Annotated in this window: 11 protein-coding genes; 8 read left to right on the forward strand and 3 right to left on the reverse strand. The window is 58.9% G+C overall.

Annotated elements, in window-relative coordinates:
* Positions 1–197 precede the first annotated feature (197 nt).
* Positions 198–1,826, reverse strand: a complete 1,629-nt coding sequence (locus DFP86_RS17225; protein WP_133683584.1) for a S53 family peptidase — start codon at positions 1,824–1,826, stop codon at positions 198–200.
* A 331-nt stretch (positions 1,827–2,157) separates the two neighbouring features.
* Between DFP86_RS17225 and DFP86_RS17230 the strand changes: the two genes are divergently transcribed.
* From DFP86_RS17230 to cysN, 3 genes are all read left to right on the forward strand, one after another.
* The gene (locus tag DFP86_RS17230; RefSeq protein WP_279526907.1) at positions 2,158–2,877 is read left to right on the forward strand and encodes an AraC family transcriptional regulator; all 720 of its coding nucleotides are present in this window, start codon (positions 2,158–2,160) and stop codon (positions 2,875–2,877) included.
* Between the two features lie 133 nt (positions 2,878–3,010).
* The gene (gene cysD, locus DFP86_RS17235) at positions 3,011–3,922 is read left to right on the forward strand and encodes a sulfate adenylyltransferase subunit CysD (protein WP_133683587.1); all 912 of its coding nucleotides are present in this window, start codon (positions 3,011–3,013) and stop codon (positions 3,920–3,922) included.
* Positions 3,923–3,950: 28 nt separating this feature from the next.
* Complete coding sequence (gene cysN, locus DFP86_RS17240) at positions 3,951–5,396, forward strand: sulfate adenylyltransferase subunit CysN (RefSeq protein WP_133683589.1); 1,446 nt, start codon at positions 3,951–3,953, stop codon at positions 5,394–5,396.
* Between the two features lie 6 nt (positions 5,397–5,402).
* On the opposite strand, the gene DFP86_RS17245 is transcribed toward cysN, so the two are convergent.
* Positions 5,403–6,248, reverse strand: a complete 846-nt coding sequence (locus DFP86_RS17245) for a 23S rRNA (adenine(2030)-N(6))-methyltransferase RlmJ (protein WP_133683590.1) — start codon at positions 6,246–6,248, stop codon at positions 5,403–5,405.
* A 542-nt stretch (positions 6,249–6,790) separates the two neighbouring features.
* Here DFP86_RS17245 and DFP86_RS17250 point away from each other — a divergent pair.
* From DFP86_RS17250 to DFP86_RS17270, 5 genes are all read left to right on the forward strand, one after another.
* On the forward strand, positions 6,791–7,792 hold the full coding sequence (locus DFP86_RS17250; RefSeq protein WP_133683592.1) for a BMP family lipoprotein: 1,002 nt from the start codon (positions 6,791–6,793) through the stop codon (positions 7,790–7,792).
* Between the two features lie 120 nt (positions 7,793–7,912).
* The gene (locus tag DFP86_RS17255) at positions 7,913–9,442 is read left to right on the forward strand and encodes an ABC transporter ATP-binding protein (protein WP_133683594.1); all 1,530 of its coding nucleotides are present in this window, start codon (positions 7,913–7,915) and stop codon (positions 9,440–9,442) included.
* Positions 9,439–10,539, forward strand: coding sequence for an ABC transporter permease (locus tag DFP86_RS17260; protein ID WP_133683596.1), 1,101 nt, complete (start codon positions 9,439–9,441; stop codon positions 10,537–10,539). The genes DFP86_RS17255 and DFP86_RS17260 overlap by 4 nt, the downstream gene beginning before the upstream one ends.
* 1 nt (position 10,540) lies before the next feature.
* Complete coding sequence (locus DFP86_RS17265; protein WP_133683598.1) at positions 10,541–11,506, forward strand: ABC transporter permease; 966 nt, start codon at positions 10,541–10,543, stop codon at positions 11,504–11,506.
* Between the two features lie 144 nt (positions 11,507–11,650).
* Positions 11,651–12,907: an MFS transporter gene (locus DFP86_RS17270; RefSeq protein WP_133683600.1), complete on the forward strand. Its 1,257-nt coding sequence runs from the start codon at positions 11,651–11,653 to the stop codon at positions 12,905–12,907.
* Positions 12,908–12,969: 62 nt separating this feature from the next.
* On the opposite strand, the gene DFP86_RS17275 is transcribed toward DFP86_RS17270, so the two are convergent.
* The gene (locus tag DFP86_RS17275; RefSeq protein ID WP_133683602.1) at positions 12,970–13,893 is read right to left on the reverse strand and encodes a hypothetical protein; all 924 of its coding nucleotides are present in this window, start codon (positions 13,891–13,893) and stop codon (positions 12,970–12,972) included.
* Positions 13,894–14,055 lie beyond the last annotated feature (162 nt).

Raw genomic sequence — 14,055 nt, forward strand, 5'->3', positions numbered from 1 at the left:
GCCGATGATAGTGCGGCATTCGCCGTGTGAAAGTAGGACACTGCCAGACGCCTCTTGAGAAAAGCCCAGACCATTAGGTCTGGGCTTTTTGCTTTGGTGCTTGCGTAGTGTGCGTTCGCGAAGCAACGCACAAATTCTCCATACCCTTCAAACCCGTGCATTGGCTTCAGCGAATGCACGCTACGCGTTTGCGACTATTACAGGCCTTGCTGAATGGCTTGCGACAGCGCGTAGATGTCGATGCTGCCCCAGCCCGTGGCATAGTCCCAGCCCTTCTTGGCACTGAAGCTACCGTTGTTGCCGGTTGTGACATCGTGGAAGGTCTTAGGCTTGCTCTTGGCCAGACGATAGATCGTAGGGCCGGCAAAGCCTGCCTGATTGTTTCTGATCGATTGCATGCGCGCCCAGATGCCGGTGAAGATCGGTGCCGACAGACTGGTGCCGCCCACCTGTTGCTGAGCGCCGTTCACCAGAACCAATGCGCCGCTTGCCGGGTCGCCATCGAAAGCGATGTCCGGTGCGCCGCGCTGGGTGGACGAACCCAATACGCCGGATTGTGCTTGCCAATCCGGTGCCGACTCGGTGTCGCTTGGGCCGCCGCCGCCGCCGGACCAAGTGCTCTCGCTCAGATAACTGCCATTACTGCTGGTGGTGACGGTAGTGCCGCCCACGGCAACGACATAGGGCGAGACGGCCGGATAGCTCTGGCTGGTGCCGCCGTTGCCGCACTCGTCGGAACCGGAATCACCGGACGAAACGGCAAAGGTCTGGCCTTGTGCTACCGCAGTCTGGAAGATTTGATCTTGCGCGTCTGCCGAGCCGTCGTTCTTGGCGTCGTTTTCGCACTCGCCCAGCGATACGTTGATGGCTTGCGCCTGGTTATCGCTGACGGCTTGGTTGAATGCGACGGTCAGAGCATTGTTTTCCAGGGTGGGGGCCACGTAGAACAGCATCTGTTTCGCGACGCCGCCAGCCGCACCCAGGCTGCTTTGGCTATCCATGTTCCACTCGACCAACCCGCTGGTATCGCTGCTGGCGTCGCCGGTCTGGACGACATCGACCGGCACGTTCAGCTTGTGCTTCTGCTGGAACGTTTGCAGGTCGGCCAGGGTTTGCGTCAGATCGCCCTGGGCGATTATGCCGATGGTGGCCTTGCTCGCGTTCGGTGCTTTGGTGCCGTTGTAGATGGCCGAGAACGTGAACGGTTCGTGCCCCGAGACTCCCTTGGGGGTGGCCGCAAGTGTGCCGGCGGCTACCGGGCGTGCCATGAAGTGGGCCTTGTAGACGTTCTGCAGGCCCATGATGGATAGCACCGTACCGCCGAGCGCAGCCGGCACCTGTGCCGGGCGCGTATTGCCGAAGCGAGCATGTTCGCCTTGCGAATAGAGGCGGATCGAGGTGTTGAACGCATTGCCAGCCGTCAGCGCGGTGCCATCCGCTTGGATGAGCAAGCGGTTATCGGCGACGCGGATATTGCGGAACCCCTGTTTTTGCAGGTAGCGCACGACTTGGTTCACCTGGCTGCTTAGCGGCGCGTATTGCCGTAGAAATGCCTCCTTGGAGAGGTGTTGCGCATGGAGAGGGTCGGCGCGCATGCGGGCAACTTGCTGATCGAGCTGGGCACGATTGCGAAGCTTCAGTGCAACAACCACATGCATCGGTGTGCCGGGCTGGGCCGGCAAAGCGGCCATTGTGGTGACCGGCGGTCTGATGCTCTTGGTTTGGGTATCGACCCAAGTCGGGCCGGCTTGTGCCCAGGCAAGATTGCCCAGGAAAAATGCACCCAATGTGACACTATATATTTTCTTGGTTTGGTTATTAACCATCTATTTCTCCGTTTTAAATGGCGGCACTTTTGCTCGCCATTTTTAAAATCGATGGTTTGTAATTTTATATAAACTGTCCGTTTTGACAGATGACGCGAAGTCAATGTCTGGAAGGCCGGCTCTATGGCGGGATGGGTTATAAAGCCAACAAAATCAAGGCATAACGTTTGTTTATTGTTAATAGGTTCATGGGAATGTAATATCGTACAGCTGTGTGGTTCCAATGGCCGTTACTAAAATGGCCTCCCCTTTGCATATAATCGCCATGAATCTAAATCATCTTGTTGAACTGAGTCTGCCGAATTACGCTAGTTTGCCTCGGCCGGTGATGATGCGAATTGAGATGCGCCCGGAGAATTCGGTGGTTCGCCCGCACCGACATACTTGGGCTCAGTTCTTGTACTGCAGTAGCGGCGTTATGTCGGTGACAACCGAGATCGGCAGTTATGTCATGACGCCGGACATGGGCTTATGGATTCCGCCCAACATAGAGCATTCGGTGGAGATGGTGCAGCAGATCCAGCAGGAGAGCCTCTATGTGGGAGGTTCGGCGGGGGTGCGGCTGGCCGGGCGCGGCGGTGTGGTAAACATGACTGTTCTGGTGCGCGAACTGATTCACGAGGCCGGCTCTTACCCTGTCGAGTACGACGAGGGTGGCGAGCAGGGGCGACTGATTGCCGTGCTGCTCGATCAACTCGGCCGTTTGCCGCCACGCGACGTGCTGCTGCCGTTCCCTCAGGACGTCCGGCTGAAGGCGATTTGCCGGCAGTTGATTGAAGATCCGAGCTGCGAGCGCAGCCTGGATGAGTGGGCCGAGCGCGCGGCAGCGTCGAGCCGCACGCTGAGCCGGCTGTTCGAGGCGGAAACCGGCATGGGCTTTCGCGCTTGGCGGCAGCGTTTGCGGCTGCAGCGCGCCATGATGCGGCTGGGCGAGGGGGCTGCGGTATCGCTCGTTGCAACAGAGGTGGGTTATACCTCGGCTTCTGCCTTTATCGTGGCTTTCAAGCGGTTCTTTGGTTTTCCGCCTGGCATGGTTGGTCAACGTGCTTGAGCGCGAGAGCGTATTGCGGTACTTCGGCCCATTATATTGATATATCAAATCGATTTTGCTTACGACCTTTGTCTGATTTAGATTGCTGGTAATACAGACAGTCCCGCCCGGACCAAGAATCAGGCAGGTATCCATGATTGAGCAAGATCGATTGACCCATCTCAAGCAGCTGGAAGCGGAGTCCATCCACATCATTCGTGAAGTGGCTGCCGAATTCGATAATCCGGTAATGCTCTATTCCATCGGCAAAGATTCGGCGGTCATGCTGCATCTGGCGCTGAAGGCTTTCTATCCCGGCAAGCCGCCATTTCCTTTGTTGCATGTGGACACGACTTGGAAATTCCGCGACATGATCTCCTTTCGCGACCGGTTGACGGCGCGTCTGGGACTCAAATTGCTGGTGCACATCAACCAGGATGGCGTGGCGGCAGGCATCAATCCCTTCGTACACGGCAGTTCGCTGCATACCGACGTGATGAAGACCCAGGCGCTGAAGCAGGCATTGGACAAGTATGGTTTCGATGCCGCTTTTGGCGGCGCGCGCCGCGATGAGGAAAAATCGCGCGCCAAGGAACGGGTCTATTCGTTCCGCGATCGTCAGCATCGCTGGGATCCGAAGAACCAGCGTCCGGAACTGTGGAATCTGTACAACGCCCGCATCAACAAGGGCGAGAGCATTCGGGTGTTCCCGTTGTCCAACTGGACCGAACTCGACATCTGGCAATATATCTATCTGGAGAATATCGACATCGTGCCGCTGTATTTCGCGGCCGAGCGGCCGGTCGTCGAACGCGACGGCATGCTGTTGATGGTCGACGACGAGCGCATGCCGCTTGCGCCGGGGGAAGTGCCGCAGCTACGTAAGGTGCGTTTCCGTACGCTGGGCTGTTATCCGTTGACCGGTGCGGTCGAGTCGACCGCGGCCACGTTGCCGGAGATCATCCAAGAGATGCTGTTGACCAAGACCTCGGAGCGCCAGGGGCGTCTGATCGACCACGATCAGTCCGGCTCCATGGAAAAGAAAAAGATCGCCGGCTATTTCTAGCCCGCCCCTGCACACGGAAGCGAACGCCATGTCACACCAATCCGGACTGATCGCGGAAAACATCCACGAATACCTGAAGCAGCATGAGCAGAAGGATATGCTGCGCTTCATTACCTGCGGCAACGTCGACGATGGCAAGTCCACCTTGATCGGCCGGCTGTTGCATGACTCCAAGCTGATCTTCGAGGATCAACTGGCGGCGATTCAGCGCGACTCGCAGCGCTATAACACCACCGACGACGATATCGACCTGGCGCTCTTGGTGGACGGGCTGCAGGCAGAGCGCGAGCAGGGTATCACCATCGACGTCGCCTATCGCTATTTTTCGACTGAGAAGCGCAAATTCATTATTGCCGATTGCCCCGGGCACGAGCAGTACACGCGCAATATGGCCACCGGCGCTTCTACCTGCGACTTGGCTGTGATTTTGGTCGATGCGCGTCACGGTATCCAGAAGCAAACGCGACGTCATAGCTATATCGTCAGCCTGCTCGGCATCCGCCATGTGATCGTTGCCATCAATAAGATGGATCTACGCGATTACGATCAGGCGGCTTTCGATGTCATCCGCGACCAATATCTGAGTCTGGCCGTCGGTATGGGTTTCGACTCGTTGCACTTTGTGCCGATTTCGGCATTGCGCGGCGACAATGTGGTGGAGGGTAGTGCGCGCATGCCTTGGTATCACGGCCAGACCTTGATGCAACTGCTGGAGTCGGTGGAGCTTTCGGCCGGGCCGGGTTTGGGGGCATTCCGTCTGCCGGTGCAGTGGGTCAATCGGCCGCATGCCGATTTTCGTGGCTTTAGCGGCACGGTGGCCTCGGGCGAGATTCGCCCGGGCGATCTGGTGCGTGCGCTGCCGTCCGGGCGTGAGAGCCGAGTCAAGGCGGTGGTTACGGCGGATGGCGACTTGGCGCGAGCGCATCGCGGCCAAGCCATTACCTTGACGCTGGACGATGAAATCGACATTTCGCGCGGCGATATGCTGGTGCGTGTCGAAGAGGCTTTGCCAGCGGTATCCGCAGCGTTCGAGGCGCATATTGTCTGGATGGCGGAGGCGCCGTTGCAGCCGGGGCGCGAATATCTGTTCAAATTGGCGGGGCGCCAAGTGCCGGGCCGGGTGGCGCGCATCGTACAGCGGATCGATGTCAATTCGCATGCCGCCACGGAGGCTGGGCAACTGACGCTGAACGAGATCGGACTGTGCCATGTGGTGCTCGACGCGCCGGCGATCTTCGACCCTTACCGCGAATGCCGTCATACCGGCAACTTCATTGTCATCGACCGCTTCAATCACGCTACCGCCGCAGGCGGCATGATCGAACGGGCCATCGAAACGGAGGGGGCGGTCAACGAGGATTCGGCGCACTTCGCCGCCTTCGCCGATGAGTTGGCGGCCTTGATCGGCAAGTATTATCCGCAGCAAGGCATCCGTGATCTGCCGGCGCTGCTGGCTCGGTTTGGCGACCGCTGAGACGAATCAGTCCGCCTGGTAGCGTAGTGTATAGCCGGCACCCGTGTCTTGCGCCAAGGTCTGGCTCAGCCAGGGCAGGGTGGCTTCCAGCGTTTTAGCCAACGTCCAGGGCGGATTGAGGATGAACATGCCACTGCCATGCATGCCGAAGCCATCCGACGATGGATGCTGCACGCTTAGCGTCACGTCGAGCCAACTACTGACCGGCAATTTTTTGAGCGCCTCGGGCAATTCGCGCATTTCGGCGCGCTGCAGCAGTGGATACCAGACGGCATAGACACCGGTGGCGAAGCGCTTCAGGCCTTCTCGTAGCGCCGCCGGTACGCGCTGGTAGTCCTTCTTGTCTTCATAAGGCGGATCGATCAGCACCAGTGCGCGGCGCGGCGGAGGCGGGAGAATGGCCTTGATGCCTTCGAAGCCATCTGTGCATTGAATTTGGCAGCGGCGGTGCCGGCCGGCGAAATTATCCTGCAAAATGCGGTGATCGCTTGGGTGTAGCTCGAACAGCCGTAGCTTGCCGTTCGCCGCCATCGTCCTATCCGCCACCAGCGGCGAGCCGGGGTAGCGGGTCAGCCGGCCATCGGGGTTGAAGCTTCGGATGACTGCCAGATACGGGGCCAGCGCCTCGGGCAGATCGTCGCGCTGCCAGAGTCGGGCGATGCCGGACTCGAATTCCGCGTTCTTGCTGGCAAAGCCGTCGTCCAGTGCGTACAAACCCGCGCCGGCGTGGGTGTCGACATACCAGAACGGGGTATCCTTCAAAGCCAAGTGTTGCAAAAGCAGCACTTCGATCAGGTGTTTCAGAACGTCGGCGTGATTTCCGGCATGAAAGGCGTGGCGATAGCTCAGCATGGGGTGTTTTCTTCAATCTGACGGGCCTGATTGTAACGGAAATGCCACGTCTTTCGCGCAGTGCACCTAGATATCTTCATTAAAAGCTAACTTGCCAATCCCGTTGTCATGACGATGGCTGATCCGCGTCAAATAAATTCATCTTTGCGTATTTAAAAGATGCCAATCATGTTGCATAGATATCTTCATCGGAAGAGAATATTGCAACAGCGGGCGATGACTGATCGTTCTGTGGGTGTGATAGCCAACCATCTACAGTAAATACTGATAAGCTATTCAGTGTTTACAGGTTTGCATGGTAAAACTACAATTTGCGCCCTCAGAATGCGCTGATGTTTCAGCAACATCGTCCCGGGTTCCGCTCAATGCGCGGTGTCGTCTGGGGTCGATGCGGGGCATGTCGCAGACATGGAAAATCCTGAAACACCTGACCCTGGCTCGAGGTGAAGCACGCTTCGGGCTTGCTCTTTTGAGAGTGTGCCGCTCTGGCCAGCCTCGGCTTGACGCACATTTCCTATCACCAACGATGCGAGTTGATAAAGATGAAAATCGAACTGAAACGTGTGAGCCTTGCCGTTGCGTCGGCCCTGATGGCGTCTTCCGCCTTTGCCGCCTTCGCGCCTGCCGTGGTGTACGACCAGGCCGGTAAATTCGACAAGAGCTTCAACGAAGCGGCGTACAAGGGTGCTGAGCAGTTCAAAAAGGAAACCGGCGTAGCGTACCGCGACGCGCAAATTTCCTCCGACGCGCAAAAAGAGCAAGTGCTGCGCGACATGGCACGCAAGAACATGGATCCGATTATCGCCGTGGGTTTCTCCTACACCCAGGCTATCGAGTCCGTGGCCAAGGAATTCCCGAAAACTCGCTTCGTGATCATCGACTCGGTCGCTAAGGGTGCGAACGTCAAGAGCATCCTGTTCAAGGAACAAGAAGGCTCGTTCCTGGTCGGTATGGCCGCCGCCATGAAGTCCAAGACCAATACCGTCGGCTTTATCGGTGGCATGGATGTGCCGCTGATCCGCGCTTTCGCTTGCGGTTACGTTCAAGGCGTCAAGTTCGTTAACAAGAACGACAAGGTCATCCAAAACATGACCGGCACCACGCCGGCTGCCTTCAACGACCCGGCTCGCGGTACCGAGCTTGCCAAGAGCCAGTTCGACCGTGGTGTCGACGTGGTCTTCGCCGCTGCCGGCGGTACCGGTCTGGGCGTACTGCAATCCGCCAAGTCCGCCGGTAAGTACTCCATCGGTGTCGACAGCAACCAGAACTACCTGCACCCGGGTTCCGTGCTGACCTCCATGGTCAAGCGCGTCGACATCGCCGTGCATAACACCTTCATGGATGCCAAGAACAATACCTGGAAGCCGGGTATTCAAGTGCTGGGTCTGAAGGAAAACGGTATCGACTGGGCGCTGGACGCCAACAACCGCCCGCTGATCACGCCGGATATGGAAAAGCATATCAAGGCAGCACGCGCCGATATCATCAGCGGCAAGATCAAGGTTGTGGACTACCGCGCCAACAACAGCTGCCCGGTTCAATAAGGTAGCGACGTAGTCAGGATCGGAGCGATCCCCGAAACGGCCACGCCTGCCCTTGGTGGCGTGGCCGTTTGATTTGTGTGGGAAAGTCTCAGGGCAATCAGCATTCAGGGAAATATAAGAATGACCGACTTAGCCATCGAGTTGATCGGCATCTGCAAGAGTTTTGGCGCCGTCGCGGCCAACCGCGACATCGAAATGAAGGTTGCCAAGGGCTCGATCCACGGCATTATCGGCGAGAACGGCGCTGGGAAGTCCACCCTGATGAGTATCCTCTATGGCTACTATCAGGCGGATGCCGGCACTATCCGCGTCAATGGCAAGGATACGCATATCCGCAATAGCCAGGAGGCGATCCGCCTCGGTATCGGCATGGTGCATCAGCACTTCATGCTGGTCGACACGTTCACCGTGCTGGAAAACATCATTCTGGGCGCCGAAGGCGGCCTCGTGCTGAAGCACGGCGTCAAGCAAGCGCGCGCCCATCTCAAGGAACTCAACAAGGAATACGGCCTCGAGGTCGATCCGGATGCCGTAGTGGGCAAGCTCGGCGTAGGGCTGCAGCAACGGGTGGAAATCCTCAAGGCGCTGTATCGCGGCGCCGACGTGTTGATTTTGGACGAGCCGACCGCGGTGCTGACCCCGCAGGAAGCCGATCACCTGTTCCGCATCCTGCGCACGCTCAAGGAGCAGGGCAAGACCGTGATCCTGATCACGCACAAGCTGCGCGAGGTGCTGGACATTACCGACAACGTCAGTGTGATGCGCGGTGGCCAGATGGTCGGCAACGTGCGCACCTGCGACGTCGATCGCGCCGGTCTGGCCGATCTGATGGTCGGACGCAAGGTCAACCTGCAGGTCGACAAGGCGCAGCGCGAGCCGGGCGAAGTGGTGCTGTCGGTCAAGGATCTGAACCTGGTCGATCGTCGTAACGTGAAGCTGCTCAAGGACATCAATCTGCAAGTCCGTGCCGGCGAAATCGTCGGCATCGCCGGCGTTGCCGGCAATGGACAGTCCGAGCTGCTCGAGGTGCTGGCCGGTATGCAGCAACCCTCTACGGGCGAAATTTTCTACAAGGGTCAGAACCTCGGTACGCTCAAATATCGCCAGCCCAAGGCTGCCGTGCTGCGCAAACTGGGCATCGCCCATGTGCCGGAAGATCGTTCGCGCGAGGGTTTGGTCAAGGCTTTCCCCAATTACGAAAATGCCATCCTGGGCTACCAATGCGACCGCTCGGTCTGCAAGGGGCCGCTCTACAGCCGCAAGGCCCTGGTTGCGCGTATGAATCAACTGATCAAGCAGTTCGACATCCGTCCCGACAATCCCATGCTGCGCGTCGGCTTGTTGTCTGGCGGTAATCAGCAAAAGGTGGTGCTGGCGCGTGAGATTCACGCCAACCCGGATCTGCTGCTGATCGGTCAGCCGACCCGCGGGGTCGACATCGGCGCCATCGAGTTCATTCATCGACGCCTGGTCGAATTGCGCGATGCCGGCAAGGCCATCTTGCTGGTGTCGGTCGAATTGGAAGAAATCATGTCATTGTCCGACCGCATCCTGGTGATGGCGGGCGGTCAGATTACTGGCGAAATGGCCGGCAAGGATGCAACCGCTCCTGCCCTTGGCCTGTTGATGGGCGGAGGAGACAAGCATTGAAGTTCGGTCAACCATCTACTTTGCCGCGTTGGGCGCAGCTGACGATTCTGCCGGCGCTTAACCTGTTGGCGGCGCTCCTGGTCACGGGTGTCGTGACTTGGGTCATCGGTGAAAATCCGCTCGAGTGCTTGAAGATCCTGGTGCATGGCGCACTGGGTTATGGCGAGGGTATCGGCTACACACTGTTCTATACCACCGATTTCATCTTCACCGGTCTGGCGGTGGCGGCGGCGTTCCATGCCGGGCTATTCAACATCGGTGGCGAAGGGCAGGCCTACTTGGCCGGCCTTGGCATCACGCTTACGGTGTTCGCCTTCGACAAGGTATTGCCGTTCTGGATACTGATGCCGCTGTGCATGCTCGCCGCCATGGCTTTCGGCGCAGCTTGGGCCTATATCCCGGCGTGGCTGCAGGCTCGACGCGGTAGCCACATCGTGGTGACCACCATCATGTTCAACTTCATCTCGTATTCGCTGATGTTGTACCTGATCGGTCACCAACTGATCGAGCCGGGTTCGCAAAACCCGACGACGCGCGAATTCGGTCAGAACGCGTGGATGCCGGCGATGCAGAACATTCTGGCTGGCATCGGTATCAGTATTCCGAGTACGCCGCTCAATGGCACCTTCTTCCTGGCGCTGATCGCCTGCGTGCTGTTCTATCTGGTGGTATGGCACAGCCGTTGGGGGTATGAACTGCGCACCGTCGGTACCAATGAGCATGCCGCGCGCTATGCCGGCATGAATGTCACCAAGATCATCATCCTGGCCATGTGCGCATCCGGCGCGCTGTCGGGCTTGGCCTCGGTCAACGAACTCTTGGGCTCGACCCACCGCATGAACGTGCTGTTCACCAACGGCATCGGCTTCGTCGGCGTGGCTGTGGCGCTGATGGGGCGCAACCACCCGGTCGGTATTATCCTGTCGGCGTTGCTGTTCGGTGCGCTGACTCAAGGCGGCCTGGATCTGTCGTTTGCCAAGCCGATGATCACCCGGGAAATGGTGCTGTTGATCGAAGGTTTGGTCATTCTGTTCTGCGGCGGCCTGGAAAATCTGTTCGAGCCGATTCTGGCTTCGTTCTTCAAGCGAGGGAAATGACATGGAACAGTTGATCAGTTTGCTCGATTCGACCATCCGCGTTTCCACGCCGCTGGTGCTGGCGGCACTCGCCGGCCTGTTCTCCGAGCGCTCCGGCGTGGTGGATATCGGCCTGGAAGGCAAGATGCTGACCGCTGCCTTCGCCAGCGCGGCGGTGGCCTACGCCACCGGCAACCCCTGGCTTGGTTTGCTGGCCGGTATGTTCGCCGCCACGATGCTGTCGATGCTGCATGCGCTGGTGTCGGTGACCTACAACGGCAATCAGCTGATTTCCGGTATGGCGGTCAATACCATCGCCTCGGGGATCACGCCGGTGCTGGGGCTCGCCTGGTTCCAGCAAGGCGGTAATTCGCCGCAGCTCGACGACGTGGCGCGCTTTCACGAGATCAATTTGCCGTTTGCCGATTCGATCGCCAACGTGCCGGTGATCGGTCAGATCTACAGCGGTTTACTGTCCGGCCACTGCATCCTGGTGTATCTGGCTTTCCTGGTGGTGCTGCCCTTGGTGACCTGGACGGTGTACTGCAGCCGTTTCGGTCTGCGTCTGCGCGCCGTGGGCGAAAACCCGCACGCAGCCGATACCGCCGGGATCTCGGTGGTGCGCATCCGTTACCTGGCGCTGCTGTGCAACGGCATGCTGTGCGGTATGGCCGGTACCTTCCTGTCGGTGTATCAAACCGGGTCGTTCATCAAGGAAATGACTGCCGGTAAGGGCTTCCTGGCCTTGGCGGCGCTGATCTTCGGCAAGTGGCGGCCGACCTATGCGGTCATGGGCTGTCTGTTGTTCGCCTTCGCCGATGCGGTGCAGATTCGCCTGGAGGGGGTGCCGCTGCCGTTCATCGGCGAAATCCCGTCGCAGTTCATCCAGGTGATTCCGTATGTGCTGACCGTGCTGTTGCTGGCTGGCTTCGTCGGCCGTGCCGTGGCACCGAAAGCCATCGGGATCCCGTTCGTCAAATCGCGCTAAACCGCGATAGCGACAGTAAGAAGCCGGCCTCGCGAGGTCGGCTTTTTTTATCGTCATTTGGCTGATTGGCGATATAGTTTGGCAAGATCTATTTTTAATGCCACCGTAAAATGAGAATGTCTTTCATTTCCATGGGGCAGTTCGATGAATCGCAAAATCGAGGCGCTCGCCAGCTCGCCGGGCGCTCAAGCGGCGGCTGGCGGTACCGTGATGGCCGTGCTGGTCGCCATCAGCTTTTCGCATATGCTCAACGACATGATGCAGTCGCTGATCTTTGCCCTTTATCCGATGCTCAAGGGCTCGCATCACCTGAGCTTCGCTCAGATCGGCCTGATTACCTTGACCTATCAAATTACCGCTTCGCTACTGCAGCCGGTGGTCGGGTTGTATACCGATAAGCGTCCGCAGCCTTATTCTCTGGCGGTCGGCATGGGTTGTACGCTGGCGGGGCTGTTGCTGTTGTCGTCGGCCGCGAGCATGTCCTCGCTGCTGATGGCCTCGGCAATGGTGGGGATGGGGTCGTCGATCTTTCACCCCGAGTCTTCCCGCGTGGCGCGCATGGCATCCGGCGGCCGGCACGGACTGGCGCAATCGGTGTTTCAGGTTGGCGGCAACTTGGGCTCGTCGCTTGGTCCGCTGCTGGCGGCATGGATCATTCTGCCGCATGGGCAGGGGAGTGTCGCTTGGTTCGGCGCTGCGGCGCTCATCGGCATGTTGGTGCTGACCGCCGTCGGCAACTGGTACCGCGGCCATCAACGGGCGCAAGCCAAGAAGGCGGTTGTGCGCCACAGCACCGGGCTGTCGTCTCGTCGCGTGTTTTGGTCGTTATTTATCCTGGCGATGCTGATTTTTTCCAAATACTTCTACTTGGCCAGCCTAACCAGCTATTACACCTTTTACCTGATCAGTAAATTCCATTTGAGCGTGCAGTCGGCGCAGATGCATTTGTTCCTGTTCTTGTTCGCGGTGGCGGCCGGTACCTTGATTGGCGGCCCGGTCGGCGACCGCATTGGCCGTAAACGGGTTATCTGGGTGTCGATTCTCGGTGTGGCGCCGTTCACTTTACTGATGCCCTCGGCCAATCTGTTCTGGACCGAAGTACTGTCGGTGGTGATTGGGCTGGTGCTGGCCTCGGCCTTCTCCGCCATTCTGATCTATGCCCAGGAACTGGTACCTGGCAAAGTCGGCGCCATTTCCGGGTTGTTCTTCGGCTTCGCGTTTGGCATGGGGGGGCTGGGCGCCGCGGCATTGGGAACACTGGCGGATCACACGAGTATCTTCTTCGTCTATCGGGTGTGCGCTTTCTTGCCGCTTTTGGGGCTATTGACGGCGTTCCTACCCGATTTGCATGCAAGACGGACTGCGGTGGCCGATGCGAATCTGGCGGTGGAAACGCGCTAGCTTTACTTTCGGAACGACGTTGCAAACAGCCCGGCGAGTGCCGGGCTGTTTGCTTAATGGGCTTACTTTGCGGCAGGCAGGTCGCGATCCGGGGGCGGCAAAGGACGCAGGCTGCATTGGCCGGTCACTTGGCCTGCGCGAATGGCGGCGATCGACATGGTGGCCGTGAGCTGGCCGGACGGTAGGTCGACCTGGTACTCGTTGGTCGACTGGTCGAGTGTCAGATTGAAACTGACTTGTCGCGGATTGACTTGTACGTTGTGCACGCGGATCGGTACCAAGTCGGGACGGCGGATCGATCCATTATTCTCATCCACTACGAAGACGATGTCCGACATCTTTAGCGGAATGTCGCTGGCATCGTTCAGGCGCAGCGAGCGCGAGCACTTGGCGAGGATGAGTGGATGGACGGTGTTGCCGGCACTTTGCGGCGCGAAACGTAGCGAACTGGCTGCGTAGACGATGGTGCCGTCGCCCGTGCTCTGTCCTTGGCAGTCCTCGATGATGCGCGTATTGCCAAGATCCCACTGGTAATGGCGGTCGGTATAACCGTGCGCCGACGAGCCGCCGCTGCCGGCGATGCGATAGCTGCCGTCCACGGTCATGCCGGGTTGGCCGAAATGATGCTGTGCCCAGCTGTAAAGGTTGCCGCAGTGGTCGAGCTGGTTGTCTTCCGCCGGCGTGTAGACAGTCAGTTGTGCCGAAGGCGTGACGCCCTGGTGCTCGTCGAGCGTGGCTTGCCAGTCGATGCCGTCCAGTCGTAGCGCCTGGATGCGGTCGTGCGTGATGCTGCCGGTCTGCTTGCCTAGAAAGTTGACCCAGGCTCGATCCTGCCATGGCGCCGAGCCGGTCGCCTGCGTCCAATCGAGCTGTTGCCATAGCGCGGCATCGCCCAGCAGGTCGGCGAGCGGCCGATTCGCGGCCACGCCTTGCGCCAGCCAGGCGCTAGTCAGCAGCGCACCCAGAAAACGTAAAGCATTCTTCATGTCGATCAAGCTGTTGCATCAGAGCCCGGGCGGTCGTGACGGAGTCGGTCGCGCGCGCGGAAGTTGAAAAGAGGAAGAGTGTAGCAGGGAGCCGGTGGCGCCACCATGATAAAAATCGAACCCCGCCGCGCGCGGCGGGGCTGCTGCTGTTAACGCTGCTTA

Origin of the sequence: Paludibacterium purpuratum, from assembly GCF_004363805.1 — a bacterium.
In the GTDB taxonomy this organism is placed as follows: domain Bacteria; phylum Pseudomonadota; class Gammaproteobacteria; order Burkholderiales; family Chromobacteriaceae; genus Paludibacterium; species Paludibacterium purpuratum.